At 70.1% G+C, this 21,903-nt stretch carries 17 protein-coding genes; 12 read left to right on the top strand and 5 right to left on the bottom strand.

What is annotated here, in order from left to right:
- The first annotated feature begins 56 nt into the window (after nt 1-56).
- Nucleotides 57-1,709, top strand: a complete 1,653-nt coding sequence (locus ACTWPT_RS16010; protein WP_443178156.1) for a fumarate hydratase — start codon at nt 57-59, stop codon at nt 1,707-1,709.
- A gap of 93 nt (nt 1,710-1,802) precedes the next feature.
- On the opposite strand, the gene ACTWPT_RS16005 is transcribed toward ACTWPT_RS16010, so the two are convergent.
- Nucleotides 1,803-1,997, bottom strand: a complete 195-nt coding sequence (locus ACTWPT_RS16005) for a DUF5999 family protein (protein ID WP_443178155.1) — start codon at nt 1,995-1,997, stop codon at nt 1,803-1,805.
- Between the two features lie 626 nt (nt 1,998-2,623).
- Between ACTWPT_RS16005 and ACTWPT_RS16000 the strand changes: the two genes are divergently transcribed.
- The 3 genes from ACTWPT_RS16000 to ACTWPT_RS15990 all read left to right on the top strand — a co-directional run bounded on the left by ACTWPT_RS16000 (nt 2,624) and on the right by ACTWPT_RS15990 (nt 7,262).
- A complete protein-coding gene (locus ACTWPT_RS16000) occupies nt 2,624-3,730 on the top strand; it encodes a serine/threonine-protein kinase (protein ID WP_443178154.1) in 1,107 nt (368 codons plus the stop codon).
- A 35-nt stretch (nt 3,731-3,765) separates the two neighbouring features.
- Nucleotides 3,766-5,760: a serine/threonine-protein kinase gene (locus ACTWPT_RS15995; RefSeq protein ID WP_443178153.1), complete on the top strand. Its 1,995-nt coding sequence runs from the start codon at nt 3,766-3,768 to the stop codon at nt 5,758-5,760.
- Between the two features lie 92 nt (nt 5,761-5,852).
- A complete protein-coding gene (locus ACTWPT_RS15990) occupies nt 5,853-7,262 on the top strand; it encodes a class II fumarate hydratase (protein WP_443178152.1) in 1,410 nt (469 codons plus the stop codon).
- On the opposite strand, the gene trpD is transcribed toward ACTWPT_RS15990, so the two are convergent.
- The gene (gene trpD, locus ACTWPT_RS15985) at nt 7,259-8,323 is read right to left on the bottom strand and encodes an anthranilate phosphoribosyltransferase (RefSeq protein ID WP_443178151.1); all 1,065 of its coding nucleotides are present in this window, start codon (nt 8,321-8,323) and stop codon (nt 7,259-7,261) included. The two genes, ACTWPT_RS15990 and trpD, sit on opposite strands and share 4 nt — an antisense overlap.
- A gap of 240 nt (nt 8,324-8,563) precedes the next feature.
- On the opposite strand from trpD, the gene ACTWPT_RS15980 reads away from it, so the two are divergent.
- From ACTWPT_RS15980 to ACTWPT_RS15960, 5 genes are read left to right on the top strand one after another with little or no spacing between them, the layout of a single operon-like run.
- Complete coding sequence (locus ACTWPT_RS15980; RefSeq protein ID WP_443178150.1) at nt 8,564-9,316, top strand: 3-hydroxybutyrate dehydrogenase; 753 nt, start codon at nt 8,564-8,566, stop codon at nt 9,314-9,316.
- Nucleotides 9,317-9,365: 49 nt separating this feature from the next.
- Nucleotides 9,366-11,279: a helix-turn-helix domain-containing protein gene (locus ACTWPT_RS15975; RefSeq protein WP_443178149.1), complete on the top strand. Its 1,914-nt coding sequence runs from the start codon at nt 9,366-9,368 to the stop codon at nt 11,277-11,279.
- A 31-nt stretch (nt 11,280-11,310) separates the two neighbouring features.
- Nucleotides 11,311-12,585, top strand: coding sequence for an MFS transporter (locus ACTWPT_RS15970; RefSeq protein WP_443178148.1), 1,275 nt, complete (start codon nt 11,311-11,313; stop codon nt 12,583-12,585).
- A complete protein-coding gene (locus tag ACTWPT_RS15965) occupies nt 12,582-13,583 on the top strand; it encodes an alpha/beta fold hydrolase (protein ID WP_443178147.1) in 1,002 nt (333 codons plus the stop codon). The genes ACTWPT_RS15970 and ACTWPT_RS15965 overlap by 4 nt, the downstream gene beginning before the upstream one ends.
- Nucleotides 13,584-14,726, top strand: a complete 1,143-nt coding sequence (locus ACTWPT_RS15960; protein ID WP_443178146.1) for a tannase/feruloyl esterase family alpha/beta hydrolase — start codon at nt 13,584-13,586, stop codon at nt 14,724-14,726.
- Here the strand turns inward: ACTWPT_RS15960 and ACTWPT_RS15955 are convergent.
- A complete protein-coding gene (locus ACTWPT_RS15955) occupies nt 14,719-16,710 on the bottom strand; it encodes a glycosyltransferase (protein ID WP_443178145.1) in 1,992 nt (663 codons plus the stop codon). The two genes, ACTWPT_RS15960 and ACTWPT_RS15955, sit on opposite strands and share 8 nt — an antisense overlap.
- Before the next feature lie 90 nt (nt 16,711-16,800).
- Entirely contained in the window at nt 16,801-17,502 is a 702-nt protein-coding gene (locus ACTWPT_RS15950) for a lytic transglycosylase domain-containing protein (RefSeq protein WP_443178144.1), read from the bottom strand.
- A 282-nt stretch (nt 17,503-17,784) separates the two neighbouring features.
- On the opposite strand from ACTWPT_RS15950, the gene ACTWPT_RS15945 reads away from it, so the two are divergent.
- The 3 genes from ACTWPT_RS15945 to ACTWPT_RS15935 are packed head-to-tail and all read left to right on the top strand — an operon-like array spanning nt 17,785 to nt 20,413.
- Nucleotides 17,785-18,459: a response regulator gene (locus ACTWPT_RS15945; RefSeq protein WP_443178143.1), complete on the top strand. Its 675-nt coding sequence runs from the start codon at nt 17,785-17,787 to the stop codon at nt 18,457-18,459.
- Nucleotides 18,456-19,868: an ATP-binding protein gene (locus ACTWPT_RS15940; RefSeq protein ID WP_443178142.1), complete on the top strand. Its 1,413-nt coding sequence runs from the start codon at nt 18,456-18,458 to the stop codon at nt 19,866-19,868. The genes ACTWPT_RS15945 and ACTWPT_RS15940 overlap by 4 nt, the downstream gene beginning before the upstream one ends.
- 11 nt (nt 19,869-19,879) lie before the next feature.
- On the top strand, nt 19,880-20,413 hold the full coding sequence (locus ACTWPT_RS15935; RefSeq protein WP_443178141.1) for a hypothetical protein: 534 nt from the start codon (nt 19,880-19,882) through the stop codon (nt 20,411-20,413).
- Here ACTWPT_RS15935 and ACTWPT_RS15930 read toward each other — a convergent pair whose 3' ends face one another.
- Entirely contained in the window at nt 20,414-21,733 is a 1,320-nt protein-coding gene (locus ACTWPT_RS15930) for a PhoH family protein (protein ID WP_443178140.1), read from the bottom strand.
- Nucleotides 21,734-21,903 lie beyond the last annotated feature (170 nt).

Below are 21,903 nucleotides of genomic sequence, written 5' to 3'. Positions count from 1 at the left end.
GCAGCACGAAGGGAGAGAGCGAACGCGTAATCTCTAGGCAACGCGAAAGGATGGACATGGGCGAGTTCGACTACACCGACCTGCTGCCGCTGGGAGCCGATGAGACCGAATATCGGCTGATCACGACGGAGGGGGTGCGGAAGGTCGAGGCGGCTGGGCGTACGTTCCTCGAGGTCGAGCCGGAGGCGTTGCGGCTGCTCACCGAGACGGCCATCCATGACATCTCCCACTATCTGCGGGCCTCCCACCTCGCCCAGCTCAGGAAGATCGTCGACGACCCCGAGTCCAGCGGCAACGACCGCTTCGTGGCGCTCGACCTGCTGAAGAACGCCTCCATCTCGGCCGGCGGCGTGCTGCCGATGTGCCAGGACACCGGCACCGCGATCGTCATGGGCAAGCGCGGCCGCCACGTGCTGACCGACGGCCACGACGCCGAGCACATCACGCACGGCGTGTACGACGCCTACACCCGGCTCAACCTGCGCTACTCGCAGATGGCCCCTCTCACCATGTGGGAGGAGAAGAACACCGGCAACAACCTGCCGGCCCAGATCGAGCTCTACGCCGAGGACCCGCACGGCCATCCGGACGAGTACAAGCTGCTGTTCATGGCCAAGGGCGGCGGCTCGGCCAACAAGTCGTTCCTGTACCAGGAGACCAAGGCCGTACTCAACGAGAAGCGCATGATGGCCTTCCTGGAGGAGAAGATCCGCTCGCTGGGCACCGCGGCCTGCCCGCCGTATCACCTGGCGGTCGTCGTGGGCGGCACCTCCGCCGAGTACGCGCTCAAGACCGCCAAGTACGCCAGCGCCCGCTACCTCGACTCCATCCCCACCGAGGGGTCGCCGTCCGGCCACGGATTCCGCGACCTGGAGATGGAGGCGAAGGTCTTCGAACTGACGCAGAAGCTGGGCATCGGGGCGCAGTTCGGCGGGAAATACTTCTGCCACGACGTCCGCGTCATCCGCCTGCCCAGGCACGGGGCGTCCTGCCCGGTGGCCATCGCCGTCTCGTGCTCGGCCGACCGCCAGGCGCTGGCGAAGATCACGCCGGAGGGCGTGTTCCTGGAGCAGTTGGAGACCGACCCGGCGCGCTTCCTCCCGGAGACGACCGACGAGCACCTGTCCGACGATGTCGTGCAAGTTGACCTCAACCGGCCGATGCAGGAGATCCTCGCCGAGCTGACGAAATATCCAGTCAAGACCCGGCTGTCCCTCACTGGCCCACTCGTGGTCGCCCGTGACATCGCCCACGCGAAGATCGCGGAGCTGCTGGACAACGGCGGCGAGATGCCTCAATACCTGAAGGACCACGCCGTCTACTACGCGGGACCGGCCAAGACGCCGGAGGGTTACGCGTCCGGCTCGTTCGGGCCCACGACGGCCGGGCGCATGGACTCCTACGTCGAGCGCTTCCAAGCGGCGGGCGGCTCAATGGTGATGCTGGCCAAGGGCAACAGGTCCAAGCAGGTCACGGAGGCCTGCCAGAAGTACGGCGGTTTCTACCTGGGCTCCATCGGCGGTCCGGCGGCCAGGCTGGCCCAGGACTGCATCAAGAAGGTGGAGGTGCTCGAATATCCCGAGCTGGGCATGGAAGCGATCTGGAAGATCGAGGTGGTGGACTTCCCGGCGTTCATCGTCGTCGACGACAAGGGCGATGACTTCTTCACCGATCGCACGGGGCCGGTCCTGACGATCGGGCGTCGCTGAGCGGGTGTCCTGCCGACGCCTAAGGGTGCCGGGTGTCTCGCACCGCTCGGCACCGGCGTCGGGTGAGCTAGGGGTTGGGCGACCTGGGGTTGGTCAGGCGGCGAGTTGCAGCGGCGCCCGGTGCGGTGCCACGACGCTGCCGTCCGGCAGCAGCAGGCCAGTGTCCTCGAACAGCACGACACCGTTGCACAACAGGCTCCAGCCCTGGTCGGGGTGGGCCGAGATCACGTGCGACGCCTCACGGTCAGGCGCGTCGGCACTGGGGCAAGGGGGGTAGTGACTGCACATCGCGCACCTCTCAGATTGCGCTGATTCCGGGTCTTCAAAAGGGGAGCTTGCGCCCCGACGGCGTGCGAAGGTCCAGTGCGGCTCCGGTCGGCTTTCTCGGCCGGCGGCGAACCTGTGTCTGGCGCATCTTCATCACGTCCCTCAACGGTCGGCGGTTAGTTGTCGAGCTCCGGATTCACCCCCAGTGTGACGATCGGCACTGACACTTTCGGCCGTCTCTGGGAGATCGCCTTCTCTCTTGGCTTAACCATGCCCCCGCCCCCTTACGACACCCTTACAACTCGCTATCGGCCCCCTGAGTTCCTGTCAGCGGGCCTTCCCCGTACTTGAAAGTCCTCTACTTGGCATCATGCATCTTTCTGCGCCACACGTGTGTGCCAACCGACACACCGCTGGTGAGCTGGGACTGCGCGGAGCACCTGATCGGCTCACCGGGCGGGGAGCCGATCAGCCGTCCGGCTCGTCGGCGCGCAGGTCCACGATCACGATCGCTGCGGGGAGTGAACAACGCACCGCCATCCGTGCGTTTGCTGACGGGGCAAGTCAGGCGGGTTGACTTGAGTTCGCAACAATTTATCGGCCGCGCCTCTACTGGTCGGTTTACACAAATAGGTAAGCTGCCTGGCATGCGTGCGCCCTCCGGTTACCTACTCGCGGCGCGCTATCGGCTCATGGAGCCTGTCGGGCGCGGCGGCATGGGCACCGTTTGGCGGGCACACGACGAGCTGCTCAACCGCCACGTGGCGGTCAAGGAGGTGCGGCTGCCCACCGTGCTCGACGAGGAGCTGCGTGCCGAGCTGTGCGCACGCACCGAGCGCGAGGGCCGGGCGACCGCGATGGTCGCGCACCCGTCGGTCATCACCGTCTTCGACGTGGTCACCGAGGACGACCGGCCGTGGATCGTGATGGAGCTGCTCAGGGCCAAGTCGCTGGAGCAGCTCATCCAGGAGGAGGGCGCGCTCGACCCGCGTAGGGTCGCCGAGATCGGCCGGCAGATCCTCGGCGCGCTGCGGGCCGTGCACGCCAAGGGGATCCTGCACCGCGACGTCAAGCCGAGCAACGTGCTGGTGACCGAGGACCGGGCGGTGCTCACCGACTTCGGCCTGGCCGCACTAGAAGGTGACGTTTCCATCACCCAGGCGGGGATCGTACTCGGGTCCGCGGGATACATCGCCCCGGAGCGGGTGCTCGGCTCGAAGGCCAGTCCGGCCGGCGATCTGTGGTCGCTCGGCGCGACGCTCTACACCGCCGTCGAGGGCAGGGGCCTGCACGGCCGCCGTACGGCCGCCGCCGCGCTGGCGGCGCTCACCAGTGGCGAGCCCATCCCGATGTCCAAGGCGGGCCCGCTCGCTCCCGTGCTTGACGCGCTGCTCAGGATCGACCCCCAGACCAGGCTCGACTCCGTACGCGCCTCGCTCATGCTGGCCAGGGTGGCCGCCGGCGGCTCGGCCGAGGAGCCGCTAACCCCACGCAAACCCGGACGTTCCGGACCTGGGATCACACCGCCGTCTTTCACACGCAGGCCCGCGCACCGCGGGCTGCACCGGGCCGACGTCACGACGACGATGACCGTTCCCGTACCGCGGCAGGAGCGTAAACCCGGCGAGGGCGTGCACAGGAAGCGTGTTGAACCACGACCCACACCGTCCGCTTATGCCCGTTTCAAGGCGACGGTGATAAAGTTGTGCCTTCCTCGGCGGTTCTGGCCAAGAGAACTTCGCAAGCGAGGGTAAAGCACTTCCCAAGCGAGAATCGATATCTTCTTCTCATGCCGGAACAGCAGACACGCCTGCTCGCGGAGCGCTACGAGCTCATAGCCCCGCTCGGTCGGGGGACGATGGGCACTGTGTGGCGAGCCCGCGACCGCGCCCTCGGGCGCGAGGTGGCGGTCAAGGAAATCCGCCAGGACCCGGGGCTCACCGAGGAACAGCGGTCCGAGCTGCGCGAACGTATGGTGCGTGAGGGTCGCATCGCCTCGCGGATCAACCACCCCTCCGTCGCCGCCATTCACGACGTACTGATCCAGGACAACAGCCCGTGGATCATCATGGAGCTCATCGAGGCCCGCTCGCTGGAGCAGGTCATCGAGGAGGAGGGGCCGCTGCCGCCGCGGCTCGTGGCCGAGATCGGCGTCGACCTGCTCGGCGCGCTGCGGGCCGCGCACGCCCAGGGCATCACGCACCGCGACGTCAAGCCGGGCAACGTGCTCATCACCGAGAGCGGCCGCGTGGTGCTGACCGACTTCGGGATCGCCAAGGCCGAGGGCGACTCGCGGCTGACGAAGACGGGCATGGTGATCGGCTCCCCCGGCTACACGGCCCCGGAACGTGCCAGGGGTGACTACACCGGCCCGGAGTCGGACATCTGGTCCCTCGGCGCGACGCTCTACTTCGCGGTCGAGGGGCGGCCGGCGTATGAGCGGTCCACGATCGCGGAGACGCTGGCGGCGCTGCTCACCGAGAGCGCCGATCCGCCCACGCAGGCCGGGCAACTGCGGCCCGTGCTGAACGGGCTGCTCAACAAGGACTACCGGCAGCGGCTCAACGCTGCCAAGGCGGAGACCTTGCTGCGCATGGTCGCCGACACCCCGACGAGCGAGATGCCGGCGCTGACGGCCGAGGCTCTTATGGCGCAGGAGGCTGCTTTGCCCGATCCGTTCGCCGCCCAGAAACCCCCCGTCGCTCAGGCCCCCGCCGGTCCGGGTGGGCAGGGACGCCCGGCCGGCCCAGGAGCACAAGGACCTGGCGGCCCCGGCATCAGCGGTCCTGGACCCGGGCCGATGGGCCCCGGCGTGCACGGCCCCGCCGGTCCTGGCGCGCCCGCCGGTCCCGGCGCAGGCGCCCCCGGGCACGGCCCCGCAGGCCGCGGAGGCCCAGGTGGACCCGGCGCGGGCGGACCGGCTGGGGGCAGGCCCGGCGCGGGTGGCCCTGGTGGGCCCGGCGGCCCTGGTGGGCCCGGCGTGGGCCGACCGGGTGCGGGTGCGCCTGGTGCGGGCGGCCCAGGTGGGCCGGGCGCGGGCGGGCCTGGTGTAGGTGGACGGGGTGCCGGTGGGCCTGGCGGGCCGGGGCCGGGGCCTGTGTCCGGGCCTCAGGGGCCGGGGGGCGGGCGCGGGCCGGCGTCGGGGCCGCATGGGCCGGTGCGCGGCCCGAACGCGCCCACCGTGCCGCAGAGCACCGGCTACCCGCAGGGCCGGCAGCCCCCCGCGCAGGGTCCCGGCTCGCCGGCAGGCGGACCAGGAGCGCAGACCGGCGGGCCGGGGGCAGCGTCTCGTGGGGTCGGGGCGCAGGGCAGTGGACCTCAGGCGTCGTCCCCGGAGACGGCGTTCGATCCCGAGCGGACGGTGAGCATCGCGCGCCCCAAGGGGACGTCCCCGACGGCGCCGCAGCAGGGACCGCCGCCGCAGCAGCCCGGCGACGAGGGCGCCATCTCCACCATGCGCATCCAGACACCGCTGAGCGGTTCGCCCGGTCAGCAGGTGTACCCGCTGCCCGCGCCTCCGGCGGGGCAGCAGCAGCACGCGCCCCAGCCGCACGCGATGCCGCAGAACCCGCAGCAGGCGGGCCCCCAGCAGGGCCAGCAGGGCCAGCAGGGCCAGCAGGGACCGCATCAGAGCCAGGGCCTGGGGACGGACCTGTTCGCCATCGCCGGGCAGGAGGAGCAGAAGGCCGCGGGCAACCGCAACGGCATGCTGGTGCTCATGGCGGTGGCCGCCGCGGCCGCCGTGGTGATCGCCGTGCTCATCGTGGCGCTCTTCTCCAGCTGAGCGGAGGCATGTCCGGCTGAGCAGCGCAACCACCACCAGTTGGGCATGACACCCCCGCCGGCCTTCGAAGGGCGTGGGTAAGACTGGGAGTCATGAGCGAGTTCAGGATCGAACATGACTCGATGGGCGAGGTTCGCGTGCCCGCAGGTGCGAGGTGGCGCGCGCAGACCCAACGGGCGGTGGAGAACTTCCCGATTTCCGGACGGCCTCTGGAGCCGTCCCACATCGCCGCACTGGGCCTGATCAAGGCGGTCGCCGCCGAGGTCAACGGCGAGTTGGGCGTGATCGACAAGGACATGGCGGAGGCGATCGCGCAGGCGGCCGCCGACGTCGCCGAGAACGAGCACGACGACCATTTCCCGATCGACGTCTTCCAGACCGGCTCGGGCACCTCCTCCAACATGAACGCCAACGAGGTGATCGCGTCGCTCGCCGAGGAGCGGCTGGGCCGCCCTGTGCACCCGAACGACCACGTGAACGCCTCCCAATCGTCCAACGACGTCTTCCCGACCTCGATCCACGTGGCGGCCGCGACCGAGGTGACGTACCACCTGCTGCCCTCGCTCCAGCACCTGGCGACGGCGTTGCGGGCGAAGGCGATCGAGTTCGACGGGGTGGTGAAGTCGGGGCGCACCCACCTGATGGACGCGACACCGGTGACGCTGGGCCAGGAGTTCGGCGGTTACGCCACACAGATCGACCACGGCGTCGTACGTGTGTCCGCTGCCCTTGAGCACGTGCTGGAGCTGCCTCTGGGTGGCACCGCCGTGGGCACCGGTATCAACACCCCGCCCGGATTCGCCCAGGCGGCCATCGTCAAGTTGCGTGAGGCGACGAGCATTCCGTTCATGGAGGCCGCGGACCATTTCGAGGCGCAGAGCGCGCAGGACTCCATCGTCGAGTTGTCCGGGCAACTCAAGGTGGTGGCGGTGTCGCTCACCAAGATCGCCAACGACCTCCGCTGGATGGGCTCGGGCCCCCGAGCCGGGCTGGGCGAGATCAACCTGCCCGACCTCCAGCCCGGCTCCTCGATCATGCCGGGCAAGGTCAACCCGGTGATTCCCGAGGCCACGGCGATGGTCGCGGCCCAGGTGATCGGCAACGACGCGGCGATCACGTTCGCCGGCGCGTCCGGCAACTTCGAGCTGAACGTGCAGCTGCCGGTCATCGCACGCAACATCCTGGAGTCGATCAGGCTGCTGGCCAACGTCTCACGCCTGCTCGCCGACCGCTGCGTCACGGGCATCACGGCGAACGCGCACCGCCTGCGCGAGTACGCCGAGTCGTCCCCCTCGATCGTCACACCGCTGAACAAGTACGTCGGCTACGAGGAGGCCGCCAGGATCGCCAAGCAGGCGCTCGCGGAGCGCAAGACCATCCGCGAGGTCGTCATCGAGCGCGGCCACGTGGCCGACGGCACCCTGACAGAGGATCAGCTCGACGCCGCGCTCGATGTGTTGTCCATGACCAGGCCCTGGTCAGACCTCAAGGATCAGACCTAATGATCAGACGCTGACGCGAGCGCCCGCGTGGCGTGCCCCCAGCGGGTGAGCAGGGACAGGGCGGCGCCGGAGTCCACGGCGTCGGCGGCACGCTTGTAGGCGCCGGCCAGGGCGGGGGCGAGCTCGTCCGCGGGCGGCGTGCCCTCGGCCGCCACGACGGCGGCGGCCGCATTCAGCAGGACCACGTCCCGCACCGGTCCCGGCTCGCCCATCAGGACGGCCCGCGCCACGGTGGCGTTGTGCTTGGCGTCGTCGCCGCGCAGGTCGTCTGGGCGGGCCCGCGGGATGGACAGTTCGGCGGGGTCGAAGGCGGTACGCGTCACGGTGCCGCGGCGTACCACCCAGATCGTCGAGGGGCCGCAGGTGGTCAACTCATCGAGCCCGTCGTCGCCGCGGAAGACGAGTGAGGAGCCGCCACGCTCGGCCAGGACGCCCGCGATGACGGGGGCCATCGCCGGGTGGTAGACGCCGACCGCCTGCGCAGGCGGGAGGGCGGGGTTGGTGAGCGGGGCCAGGAAGTTGAAGACCGTGGGGACGCCCAGCTCGCGACGCGGCCCCGCGGTGCGCCGCATCGCCGGGTTGAACGCGGGCGCGAAGCAGAACGTGATGCCGATCTTGTCGGCGACCTCGACCACCGCGGCGGGCGGCAGATCGATGACCACGCCCAGTTCCTCGAGCACGTCGGCGGCGCCCGCTTTGGACGAGGCCGCCCGGCCGCCGTGCTTGGCCACTTTCACGCCCGTGGCGGCGGCGACGATGGCGGCCATGGTGGAGATGTTCACGGTGTTGGCGCGGTCGCCGCCGGTGCCGACGAGGTCGACGGGGTCGCCGGGGATCCGGATCGCCGCCGACCTGGACAGCAGGCCGTCGGCCAGCCCGGACACCTCCTCCACGCTCTCGCCCTTGGCACGCAGGGCGATGGCGAACGCCGCGATCTGGGCGTTCGTGGCCTCTCCCGAGACGATCTGCTCCATGGCCCAGGCGGCCTGGCGCGCGGTGAGGGACGTGCCGTCGAGGAGCAAGGCGAACAGGTCGGGCCAAGTGGTGGTGGTAGTGGTCACGATGAGCGCCCCTTTCTACAGAGCTCGACGGGGGCGCGTGTGCAGATGCAGACGGCCGCCTCGTCGAGGCGGCCGTGTGCGTATGCGCTAGGAGGTCCGCCTAGGAGGCGGGCCACCACTGGAGCGAATACGCGATCATGTGTCCAAAGATAGCAGACCCGTTGATCCACATAGCAGGGCACCGATCTATGTCGTTGGCACCCATGCGTCCCGGCGCGGCGAGCGCCTAGGGTGCGGGGTATGGCGAAGGAGCTGACTGGGCGGACCGCGCTGGTGACGGGGGCGGGGAGCGGAATCGGGGCGGCCTGCGCCCGCCGGCTGACCGCGGCCGGGGCCAGGGTGCTGGTTCTCGACCTGCGGGCCGAGCCCGCTGAGAAGGTGGCCGCCGAGCTGGGCGGCACGGCTGTGGTGGCCGATCTGAGCGACTCGGGGTTCGTGGCCGCGCTGCCGGACGAGCCCATCGATATCGTGGTGAACAACGCCGGGTTCCAGCACGTCGCGCCGATCGAGGAGTTCCCGCCCGAGGTGTTCGCCACGATGATGCGTGTCATGGTGGAGGCGCCGTTCCTGATCGCGCGGCGGGTGTTGCCCGGCATGTACGCCAACGGCTGGGGGAGGTTCGTGAACATCTCGTCGGTGCACGGGCTGCGGGCCTCGCCGTACAAGTCGGCGTACACGACGGCCAAACACGCGCTGGAGGGGTTTTCCAAGGTCGTGGCGCTCGAAGGGGCGCCCCATGGGGTGACCTCGACCTGCGTCTGTCCCGCGTACGTGCGGACCGGTCTGGTCGAGGCGCAGATCGCCGACCAGGCCAAGGTGCACGGTATCGAGCCTGACGCGGTCGTCGAGGACATCATGCTGCAGCCCGCCGCGATCAAGCGGCTGATCGAGCCGGAGGAGGTGGCCGAGCTGGTCGCCTACCTGTGCGGGCCGAGCGGCGCGTTCATCACCGGCGTGTCGCTGCCGGTAGATGGTGGTTGGACGGCGCGGTAGTGAGCACGCGGCGTCTGGCGACCGAGCCGGCCTCACCGAGTGGGGCCAAATGAGCAGGGGCTTCCTTGAGCTTCTCGCCAGGGAGGCGTCGGCGGTCGAATTCGAGGGGCCGATCATCGAGGCCAGGGCGCGGGGTGCGGACCCGGCCGAGATCGAGGAGCTGGAGCAGGCCAAGGTCGCCGCGCTGAAGGTGCGTGCGCTGCTCAAGCGGCGGGCCAGGCGCGAGGCGGAGCTGTCGGCACTGTACGACACGGCCGGCGACCTGGCCGCCCTGCGTGACCTGGACGCCGTGCTGGAGGCCATCGTGCACCGGGCCAGGCAGCTGCTGGCCACCGACATCGCCTACATGACGCTGCACGACCCTGAACAAGGCGACACGTACATGCGGGTCACAGACGGGTCGATCTCCGCAAAATTCCGGGCGTTGCGGCTGGCCATGGGCGCGGGGCTGGGCGGGCTGGTGGCGCAGACGGCGACGCCGTACTCGACGGCCGACTATTTCGCCGACGCCCGGTTCCGGCACAAGGACCACATCGACGAGGCCGTCAAGGAGGAGGGCCTGGTCGCGATCCTGGGCGTGCCGCTGCGGCTGGGCAAGCGGGTGATCGGTGTGCTGATGGCGGCCAACCGCAGCGCCAGGCCGTTCCACCAGGAGGAGGTGTCGCTGCTGGCCAGCCTGGCCGCGCACGCCGCCGTCGCGATCGACAACGCCAGGCTGCTGCAGGAGACCAGGAACGCGCTGGAGGAACTGTCCCAGGCGCACCGGACGGCCAGGGAGCACGGCGACGCGGTGGAGCGGGCGGCGCTGGCCCACGACCGGATGACCTCGCTGGTGCTGCGCGGCGGCGGGATCGAAGACGTGGCCGCCGTGGTGACCGACGTGCTCGGCGGGTCCCTCGCAGTGCTGGACGACCTGGGGCGGGCGATCACGGGTGACGTCGGGGAGCTCGACTCCGGGGTGTTCGAGGCGGCGCAGGCGTCCAGAGCGCTGGGGCGTACCGTGCGCAGGGGCGATCTGCTGATCGCGTCCGTGGACGTCGGCGGAGAGCCGTTGTGCACGCTCATCCTGCGCAGCGACGACGCCGACGAACGCATCCTGGAGCGGGCGGCGCTGGTGTGCGCGCTGCTGCTGCTGTTCAGGAGGAGCGTGGCCGAGGCCGAGGGCCGGGTCAGGGGCGAGTTGCTGGACGACCTGATCGCGCGGCCGGACTCCCCCGGGCTCGCCGACCGGGCACGCAGGCTCGGAGTCGATCTGGGGGCGCCCCATGTCGTGGTGGTGGTCAAACACGGCGGGCAGCGCGAACGAGCCGCGTTCTGGGCGTCGTCACAGGCCACGCTGCGGCACGGGCTGGCGGCGGGGCGCGGGGACGAGGTGGTGCTGCTGGTCCCCGGCGACCACGCGGGCGCCGTCGCGCAACGGGTGGCCGCCGAGCTGAGTGCGTCGTTGCACAGCCCGGCCACGGCAGGCGCCTGTGGCGTGCGCGCCGGCGCAGGAAACCTGCGCGGTGGCGCGGCGGACCTGCGTGGCGTCACTGGCGGCGTGGCCGCGGCGTACCTGGAGGCGCGACGGTGCGCCGAGGCACTGATCGCGCTGGGCCGGGCCGGCGATGGGGCGAGCGCGGCCGAGCTGGGCTTCGTCGGCCTGCTCGTGGGCGACGGCCGCGACGTGCACGGCTTCGTGGACCGGGTGCTCGGCGCCGTGATCGACTACGACACGCGCCGGGGCACCGCCCTGGCCGACACGCTCAGCACCTACTTCGGCACCGGCGGCTCGCCGTCCCGTACGGCCGAGGCCATGCACATCCACGTCAACACCGTCACGCAGCGGCTCGACCGGATCGGCAAGCTGCTCGGCGACGGCTGGCTGGAGCCGGAGCGGGCGCTGGAGATCCAGCTGGCGCTGCGCTTGCATCGGCTCGGCCACACATCCACACCACAGACTGTGGGACCGGACTCCATATGAGTGATGCCGGTCACTCTTTAGCGTGACCGGCATGGCCACTTCCATCAAGAAGATCGTCGCCGCGAGCCTGATCGGCACCACCATCGAGTGGTACGACTTCTTCCTGTACGGCTCGGCAGCCGCTCTCGTCTTCAACACCCTCTTCTTCCCCACCTCCGACCCGCTGACCGGCACGCTGCTGGCGTTCCTCACCTACGCCGTCGGATTCGTCGCCCGCCCGCTCGGCGGCCTGGTCTTCGGCCACTTCGGTGACCGGGTGGGCCGCAAGACGCTGCTGGTCGTCAGCCTGCTGATGATGGGCGTCGCCACGTTCCTCATCGGCTGCCTGCCGACGTACGAGACCCTCGGCCCGGCCGCGGCGCTGCTGCTGACGGCGCTCAGGCTCGTGCAGGGCTTCGCGCTCGGCGGCGAGTGGGGCGGCGCGGTGCTCATCGTCTCCGAGCACGGCGACAACGCACGGCGCGGCTTCTGGGCCTCCTGGCCGCAGGCCGGCGCACCCGGCGGCAACCTGCTGGCCACCGGCGTTCTGGCGGCGCTGGCCGCCTGGCAGCCGGACGAGGCGTTCCTGTCGTGGGGCTGGCGGGTGCCGTTCCTGCTGTCGGGCGTGCTGGTGCTGATCGGCCTGTGGATCAGGTTGTCGATCAGTGAGTCGCCGGTCTTCCAGCAGGCCCCGCCCGAGGAGCGGGCGCCGATCGTCGGCGTGCTGCGCTACCACTGGAAGGACGTGCTCACCGCCATCGGCGCCCGCCTGGCCGAGAACATCTCCTTCTACCTGCTGACCGTCTTCGTCATCACCTACGCCAAGTCCAACAACATCCCCAACTCGACCGTGCTGAACGCGGTGCTGATCGCCTCGGCCATCCACTTCGTCACGATCCCGATGTGGGGCGCGCTCTCCGACCGCGTCGGCCGCCGCCCGATCTACCTGGCCGGCGCCGCCGGCATCGGAGTGTGGATCTTCGCGTTCTTCCCGCTCATCGACACGGGCAACTTCTTCGCGATCACCCTCGCCGTCACCGTCGGCCTGCTCTTCCACGGCATGATGTACGGCCCGCAGGCGGCGTTCTTCTCCGAGCTGTTCGGCACCAGGATGCGCTACACCGGCGTGTCGATCGGCGCACAGCTGTCGGCGATCGTGGCGGGCGCGCTGGCCCCGCTCATCGCGGTGGCGCTGCTGAAGACCTACTCGAGCAGCGTGCCCATTTCGCTCTACCTTGGTCTGGCGGCGGTGCTCACCCTGATCGCGGTCTACACCGCCCGCGAGACCCAGGGCCGCGACCTGGCCGAAAGGATCCACGCGCAATGAAGGTCACCACGCCGCGGCTCACCCAGAACGTCCTCACCGTCGCAGGCAGGGAGTCCGGCGAGCCGGTGTTGTTCGTGCACGGCAACGTCTCCTCGGCCGCGTTCTGGCGCGACAGCATGGCGGCGCTGCCGGAGGGCTACCGCCCGCTCGCGGTCGACCTGCGCGGCTTCGGCGAGAGCGATCCCGAGCCGGTGGACGCCACGCGAGGCCTGCGCGACTACTCCGACGACGTCCTGGAGCTGATCGAGGAGCTCGGCCTGGACGGGGTGCACCTCGTGGGCTGGAGCATGGGCGGCGGCGTCGTCCTGCAGGCCCTGCGGGACCGCCCAGGCGCCGTCAGGAGCGTCACCCTGGTCAACCCCATCTCCCCGTACGGCTTCGGCGGCACGGAAGGCGCCGACGGCCGGCTGACCCACGCCGACGGCGCGGGCTCGGGGGCGGGGGCCGCGAATCCGGACTTCGTGGCCCGGCTGAAGGCAGGCGACATGTCGGATGAGTCACCCACGTCCCCGCGCAACGTCTTCCGCTCCGCGTACGTCAACAACCACGAGGTCCCCGACGAGGACTTCTACCTGCGCTCGATGCTCACCACCCGGGTCGGTGAGACGCACTACCCGGGTGACGGGGCCACGTCCGCCGCGTGGCCGGGTGTGGCACCGGGCAAACACGGCGTGCTCAACGCCATCGCCCCCACCCACTTCCGCCTCGACGACCTTCACGAGATCGACCCCAAGCCGCCCATCCTGTGGATCAGGGGCGCCGACGACATGATCGTCTCCGACACGTCCCTGTTCGACCTGGCCCACCTGGGGGCGCTCGGCGTGGTGCCCGGCTCGCCCGGCACGCCCGCCCAGCCGATGCTGACTCAGACGAGGGCGGTCCTGGAGCGGTACGGCCCGTACCGCGAGGCCGTGCTCCAGGACTGCGGCCACAGCCCGCACCTGGAGCACCCAGAAGAGTTCCGGCGCCTGCTGGCCGGTCACCTGAGAGAGGCATAGATGATCGTCGCGCTCACCCTGGTCGCGAGTCTGTTAACGGCGCCCCAGCAGCTCACGGTGCCCGGCGCGGAACGCGCGGTCGTCGCCACGCTCGACGACCTGACCACGGCCGGCACCGCGAAGACCGGCCACACCGACCCCGCCGACTGGGCCGGGCTGCACTCGGCCGCCACGGTCAACCCGACGGGCGTGCCCGGCACGCAGATCGACGGCTACTTCCCCGACACCTCCACCACCAACGCCACGCGCGGCTGGAACCACGACTCCCAGTTCGTGATCAGGCTCCCCGACAACTGGAACGGCGGCCTGGTCGTCAGCGGCACCCCCGGCAACAGGGAGCAGTACGCCAACGACTACACGATCTCCGACTGGGTCCTGTCCAAGGGGTACGCCTTCGCCGCCACCGACAAGGGCAACGTCGGCGTGAACTTCCACCAGGACGGCAGCCGCCCCGGCGACGCCATCGCCGAGTGGAACCACCGCGTCACCCAGCTCGCCGTGGCCGCCAAGGCCGTGGTCGGGGAGCGGTACGGCAAGAAGCCCGAGCGCACGTTCGTCGCGGGCATCTCCAACGGCGGCTACCTCGTCAGGTGGCAGCTGGAGAACCGCGGCTGGCTCTACGACGGCGGCGTGGACTGGGAAGGCACGCTCTGGCGGGTCAAGGGCGACAATCTGCTGAACTTCCTGCCGCCGGCGCTGACGGCGTACCCGGACGAGGCCGGGGTGCGGGCGGCCGGGTTCGCAGCGGGCTCGGAATTCCTGTGGCCGTTCCACCGGCAGTACTACTGGGAGCTCACCCAGCAGCTCTACCAGAAGGAGCTGGACCCGTCCTACCAGGGCGCGGCGGCCGACTACGACTACGACGCGCGCAAGCCCTACGCCGCCGTGGCGAAGATCGCACTGACCGGCCGGATCACCAAGCCGCTGATCACGATTCACGGGACGCTCGACACGCTGCTCCCGATCTCCCGCGACTCCGACGTCTACGCGGAGATGGTCGGACCGCACCGGCCGTTCAAGTACTACCGGGTCGAGGGCGGCAACCACCTGGACAGCCTGGTGGACGTCTACCCCGATCGGCTGAAGCCGATGCTGCCCGTCTTCAGGAACGCCTTCGAGGAGCTCGAGGGCTGGGTCAGCTGAGATAGCGGTGCCCGCCCGCGCGCGCAAGGCGCATGATGTGCCGCGCGCCGGGCAGCCGCCGGCAGATCCGGTGCAGCATGGTGCCCCTGCCCATCGCCGAGCGGCGCTCGGGGGCGACGGCGGCGGCGGGACGTACCTCGACCTTGCCCCTGCGTACCTCCAGCGCGAAGCGCAGCCCGACCTCTTCGTCCGGTGAGCGCAGCGACGTCAACCAGCTGCCGGGACCCAGATGGTCGGCACTCGGCAGCCGGCTGACCGGCAGCTTGGCCACGAGCTGCCCAGCGAGCTTGCCCGGCACCCCGGCCTCGACCAGCGCGGGGGCGCAGACCTCGCGGTCCCTGCGCCCGGCGCTGCGCAGCACCAGTTCCAGCGGCGGGCCGCCGCTCGGCGGCACGTACGGCACCGGCAGCACGACGTACGCGTGCCCGTCCATCTGCTTGACCTCCACCCCCGGCGACACCAGCGCGATCGACTCGGAGAACGAGCGCGGCTCGACGGCCAGGCCCAGCTCGCCCCGATCGGTCCAGCACGGCACCACCAGCCGCGTCCTGGGCCGCTGGGCCAGCACGCCCAGGCAGTTGAGCGGGCCGTCGGGGTGGCTGACCCGGCTCCTGGCCTGGGTGGCGCCGCCGAACATGCGGACGTGCACCTCCCAGTGGCCAGGGCTGAGCGGCTCCCCGAGCGCGGCGGCGGTCACGTCGATCCTGGTCTCGCCCTTGATCTGCACCCGGACCCGGCGGCGGCCGTCCTCGACCACCTCCACCCGCTGCGCCAGCGGCAGGAAGTGCACGACGCCGGTCTCGGCGTGCCGCACGTAGACCTCGATGCGGGCCCGCTCCACGGCCTCGCTCACGTCGGTGACGCTGTCGCCGAGCAGCTTGGCGTCGATGGCGCGCGGCGGGATCCAGTGCAGGCGCGTGCCGTCCGTACGGTATCGGTCGAGCCGGCCGTCGCCGCCCTTGACCTCGACGGTGAGCTCGAGCACCAGGACGTGGGCGTCCCAGCGCACCTCGGTGAGCTCGGCGTGGAGCCCGGCCCGCCTGGAGGAGCCGGCCAGCATCACGATCTGGTCGAGGCGGCCCTCCCTGACGAACGCGGCGACGGCGCGCAGCTGACAGGGCAGATAGCGGTCGAGCCGCTCGGGAAAGCGCTCGGACATGAGCTCTTGAACGAGGCGGAAGTGCATCCCCCTGTCGACGGAGGAATCGGCGAACCGGCTGGTCAGCAGCGGGCGGAGAACGGCGTAGCGGAACCAGTAGCCGTACATGCGGTCACGCTGCCGCCCCTTGCCGACGTAGGTGTCGATGTCGTCGAGCAGCCCCCTGAGCTCCTTGACCATCGCCCGCGGGTCCTCCTCGGCCTTGGGCCGCTCGCCGAGGTGGCAGCATATGTGCTCGGCCAGCACGGCGATGACCTTGGCCTGCAGGTACGCCCGCATCACGAAGGCCTGCTCGGCCAGCCGCCCGCCGGGCATGCCGAAGCCGAGCTCGTGCTCCTCCAGGAAGGCACGCCGGTAGAGCTGCTGAGGGCTGAGCAGGCAGAGCAGGCGGTCTCGCAGGATGTCGGCGCGGGCGGTGCTCCGCGCGAAGGCGACCAGCGGTGAGCCGTGGTCGCGCACCAGGCGGCCGATCAGCACGTCCGCGTCGGTCTCCACGGCGCGCTCGTGCATGACTGCGAGCGCGTCCCGTTCCAGCCGGTCGCGCTGATCGAGGAAGTAGACGTAGTCGCCGGTCGCGGCCGCCAGGCCGACGTTGCGGCCGCGCATCGGCGAGCCCGTGTACGGCAGGTGGAACGTGCGTACGTTGTCGCGGGCCGCCGCAATGGCGTCCAGCCGCTCCCCGATCCCATCCGTGGAACCGTCGTCCACGAGGATCACTTCGTAGTCGGCTGCGGGCATCGTCTGCTCGAGCGCGGAGCGGAGGCACGCGTCGGCGGTGTCACCCGGATTGTGGACATTGACGATCACACTGACCTTCACACCCATGCGGTCAGCCTCCGCCCGTCTACACGATTCGGGCGCGGCGGCTTGCCGATTACAGAAGGAAAGTTGACCTCTGGCTGTGCCTCTCTAGGACTAATACCACCCGACCCGCTGGGAGTGACCCCAAGCGGCGCACGGGGTGCCGTAGCGGCCCTTGATGTAGCCCAGGCCCCACTTGATCTGGGTGGCGGCGTTGGTCTGCCAGTCGGCGCCTGCGCTGGCCATTTTGCTGCCGGGGAGGGACTGCGGGATGCCGTACGCGCCGGAGTAGCGGTTCATCGCCCGCTCGTTCCAGCCGCTCTCCTTGTGCCAGAGCCGCTCCAGGCAGCCCCACTGGTCCTCGCCGAAACCGAACCCCCCGAGCATGGCCTTGGCGGTGGCCTTGTTGCTGCCCGGTGAGGGGTCGCTGCCCGGCGGGAAGTTCACGGCGGGGAACCCGTCGCCGGAGGGTGCCTGCTTCGGCACGACCCAGTCGATGTCGTCGGGGTTGTCACCGGCCCCGGACCGGCCCTTCTCCAGCTTGTCCGCCCGGAACGCCTGCTCGGCCGCGGCCTTGAGCGCGTCGGTCTCCGGATCGGGCGCGGACAGGTCGCCGCTGGCCAGCTTGCCCATGTCCTCGAGCGTGAGCCCATCGGTAGGCGGCTCGTTGGCGTTCTCGATGGCGCGGTAGGCGACGAACCCACCGCCGCCGCCGATGATCGCAATGGCCAGGACGGTGATGGCGACGCGCTTCGGCGTGAAGCGCGAAGGCCGGCGCGCCGAGGGGATGTCTTCTCTCGGGGGGCGCTCACTCAAACGCGGACCGGGGCTCACGATCCATGAGCTTGCCCTGTCCAGGGGGGTGCTGCGCAACCGAAACGCGGGAATCGCTTGGGGATACCTTGGCTAACCAGCACGTTAGCGTGGCATTTCGGAATAGTGTGATTTTCGTCACAGCATGTCGGCTCCCCTTCGGGCGCCCGTAACCGAAGGGAAGCCGCTTCCATGATTTCGTCGGTTCTTCGGGATCCCGTAGTTGGCATGTCACAGTTTGGTGACTTAGTTCGGGCATTCGGGACATGGAATAATAATGTGCGCGTGGCTGGCATCCTCCTTGTTGAAGACGATCCCTCGGTCCGTGCAGCTCTAGAGCTGGCGCTGACCCGGCAGGGTCACTCCGTCACGTCCTATGCGACCGGCGAGGAGGCTCTCGACCACATCAGGGCCCGCCGCCCCGAGATCGCGATCCTGGACGTCATGCTCCCCGGAATCGACGGGGTCGAAGTGTGCCGCCGGGTGCGCAAGCTGGATCAGCTGCCCGTCATCCTGCTCACGGCCAGGGGCGACGACCTCGACGTGGTCGTCGGCCTGGAGGCCGGCGCCGACGACTACGTGGTCAAGCCGGTCGAGCCGCGGGTGCTGGACGCGCGGATCCGCGCCATCCTGCGCAGGGCCGAGTCGGCCGCCTCGGATCGCATCACGTTCGGCGACCTCGTGATCGACCGCGGCGCGCTCAAGGTCATGCTGGCCGGCAAGGAGATCCACCTGACGCCCACCGAGCTGCGGCTGCTGCTGGAGCTCGTCCGCCATCCCGGGCAGGTGCTCAACCGCCGCTACCTGCTGCGGGCCGTCTGGGACCACACGCACATCGCCGACTCGCGGCTGGTGGACGCCTGCGTGCAGCGTGTCCGCGCGAAGATCGAGCCGAAGCCCGCCGAGCCCGTGTTCATCCACACGGTGCGCGGGTTCGGCTATCGGTTCAGCCCTCCGTGATCCCGTTGCCGACCGGCTTGCGAGCACGCCTGGTCATCACGTTCACGCTCGTCGCCGTCACCGCTTCCATGCTGGTCGCCACGATCGGCTTCGAGCTGGCCAAAACAGCGCTGGTGACCAGGACCGAGACCACGTCGCTCGACCTGGTGACCAGGGAACTGAGCAGCATCGACTTCCCCGCCGGCAGGATGCGTCCCGGCGAGGCCCCGCCGACGAACATCGAGCTGGACCGCCTGGCCCAGACCCTCGGCGCGCCCGGCCGTGGTGTCATCATCGAGTACGGAGACCTGGTCTCCGTCAACGGCCCGATGGCCTTGAGCGACGTGCCCAACGAGCTGTACGGCCGGGCCAAGCAGAGCGTCGTCACCCAGCGCAGGGTGATCCGCAACGAGCTGTGGTTCATCGTCGGCGCCGAGGTCTACCGGGCCAACTCCGGCCGCCCCGAGGCCACCGGCCTGAGGGCGTTCGTGTTCTTCCCCATGCGCGCCGACGTGAACCAGCTGAACGCGCTCAGGGCCAGGCTGTTCCAGGGCGGATTCGCCATCGTGCTGATCGCCGTGGTCGTGTCGCTGCTGTCGGCCCGGCAGGTGTTACTCCCCGTGCGGCGGCTGAGCGCGGCCGCGCAGGCGCTGGGCGAGGGCAAGCTGGACACGCGGCTGCCCGTGCACGGGCAGGACGAGCTGGCCGGGCTGACCGCCAGGTTCAACGACGCGGCGGCGGCACTGGAGCTGAGCGTGTCGGAGCTGCGCTCGCTCGAGGCCATGTCACGCAGGTTCGTGGCGGACGTCTCGCACGAGCTGCGTACGCCGCTGACCGCCATGACGGCCGTGGCCGACGTGCTCTCGGAGGAGGCCGGCCGGCTGCCCGAGGCGCCGGCGCAGGCCGTACGGCTGGTGCTCAGAGAGATCGAGCGCCTGCGCGAGCTGGTCGAGCACCTCATCGAGATCAGCCGCTTCGACGCGGGCACGGCCACGCTCAACCTCGAGCCCGTCAACGTGGCCGACGCCATCGCCGACTGCCTGGAGACGCGCGGGTGGAGCGATCAGGTGAAGGTGAACGCCTCCCGGGGCTTGACCGGCAACCTCGATCCGAGGAGGTTCGACGTCATCGTGGCCAACCTCGTCGGCAACGCGCTCAAGCACGGCCTGCCCCCGGTGGTGGTCAACGCCAGGAGCACCGAGAACGGCCTGGAGGTGAAGGTGCGCGACCACGGCAAGGGCATCCCGCGTGAGGCGCTGCCCCACGTCTTCGATCGTTTCTTCAAAGCAGGCGCCGGCCGGTCCCGCAGCCAAGGCAGCGGGCTGGGCCTGGCCATCGCCAGGGCGAACGTGCACCTGCACGGCGGCACGATCTCGGTCCGCACCCAGAACCCCGGCACCCTCTTCACGGTCTGGCTCCCCCACGCATGAACGCACGGTTCATGGCCTCACTCCGTTCGGCGGCTCGGTCGCCATATGCCGCCGCGTTCATGGCGGCCGCCACGCTCATGGTCGTGGCCGCGTGCGGCATCTCGCCCACCGACGTCCTCGACCGGGAGAACGCGCCCACCACCAGGATCCCGCCTCCGTCCAAGACGATCTACCTGATCAGGGACGGCAAGCTCACGCTTGAGCCGGCCGATGTGGCTAACGACACCGTCGAGAGCCTGCTCGGCGCGTTGTTCGCGGCCTCCGCGCAGCCGCTCGGCGACCGGGACACGGAGCTGCGCGGGTTCACGTACCTGAGGGTCAAGGACTCGCTCAACCCCGTACGGCGCGATGAGGTGATACTCCCGCGCACCTCGACGCTGACCGTCTACATCCGGGGCGAGGGCCCGCTGAGCCGACTCGGGATGGCGCAGATCGTCTGCACGGCGCAGCAGGACGCGGCGTTCGAGCAGGTCAGGATCATCCGGGACAACGAGAACCGCCCCCCGAAGGACGAGGGGCGGCACACGTGTCCCGATCTGGAATGATCACATGGTGATGTCCTCGAGCATCTCCGTCACCAGCGCGGCGATCGGGGAGCGCTCGGACCTGGTCAGCGTGACGTGGGCGAAGAGCGGATGCCCCTTCAGCTTCTCCACCACTGCGACCACGCCGTCGTGCCTGCCGACCCGCAGATTGTCGCGCTGGGCGATGTCGTGGGTGAGCACGACCCGCGAGTTGGCGCCGATCCGGCTCAGCACGGTCAGCAGCACCCCGCGTTCGAGCGACTGAGCCTCGTCCACGATCACGAACGCGTCGTGCAGCGACCGGCCGCGGATGTGCGTCAGCGGGAGCACCTCCAGCATGCCCCTGTCGAGCACCTCCTCGATCACCTCGGGACTGGTGACCGCGCCCAGCGTGTCGTAGACGGCCTGCGCCCAGGGGCCCATCTTCTCGCCCTCGGTGCCCGGCAGGTAGCCGAGCTCCTGGCCGCCCACGGCGTACAGCGGGCGGAAGACGACCACCTTGCGGTGCTGGCGGCGCTCCAGGACCGCTTCGAGGCCCGCGCAGAGCGCCAGCGCCGACTTGCCCGTGCCGGCCCGTCCGCCGAGCGAGACGATGCCGATCTCGGGGTCCATCAGCAGGTCCAGCGCGATGCGCTGCTCGGCGGAGCGGCCGTGCAGGCCGAACACCTCACGGTCGCCGCGGACCAGGCGCACCGACTTGTCCGGCAGCACCCGGCCCAGGGCCGAACCCTTAGCGGACAGCAGCCGCAGCCCGGTGTGCGTCGGCAGGTCCCTGGCCTCCTCCAGGTCCGCCGTGCCATGTTCGAAGAGCGTCTCGACGTCCTCCGTGGTCACCTGCATCTCGGACATCCCGGTCCAGCCTGACTCGTGCACGAGCTCGGCCCGGTACTCCTCGGCCACCAGGCCGATCGAGGCCGCCTTGACCCGCAGGGGCAGGTCCTTGGACACCAGGACGACGTCGCAACCCTCGGCGGCCAGCGAGCGCGCCACGGTCAGGATGCGGGTGTCGTTGTCGCCAAGGCGGAACCCCACGGGCAGGATGGACGGATCGCTGTGATTGAGCTCAACCCTGATCGTGCCGTCCCCCGTGGGCATGGGCTCGTCGAGCCTGGCGTATTGCACGCGCAGGTCGTCGAGGTAGCGCAGGGCCTTCCTCGCGAAGTAGCCGAGCTCGGGGTGGTGCCGCTTACCTTCCAGCTCCGTAATGACCACGATCGGAAGGACGACGTCGTGCTCGGCGAAGCGGGTCATCGCCGCCGGGTCGGCCAGCAGGACCGAGGTGTCCAGCACGTACGTGCGCTTGGTCGGCTTGGTCGAAGGGTTGCTCGAGGACACTGCCACACGTTCTCCCCCGGGCGCCCATACGTGCGGGCGCCCTGCAGACGAGGCGGGAATCGGACCGGACCCGCTCCCCCGACCGCCAAATGCCGTCGGTGCCGGGTTCCGGCCCCCTCGGCAAATGTTGGTGCAAAGGCGGGCCCTCTCCGGAGTGTCCGGCCTGTGGTCGGACA

The sequence above is a fragment of the Nonomuraea sp. 3N208 genome, from assembly GCF_052245935.1.
In the GTDB taxonomy this organism is placed as follows: Bacteria; Actinomycetota; Actinomycetes; order Streptosporangiales; family Streptosporangiaceae; genus Nonomuraea.
Note: the sequence above shows the minus strand (reverse complement) of the source record. Positions and strands in the feature narration are given on the sequence as shown.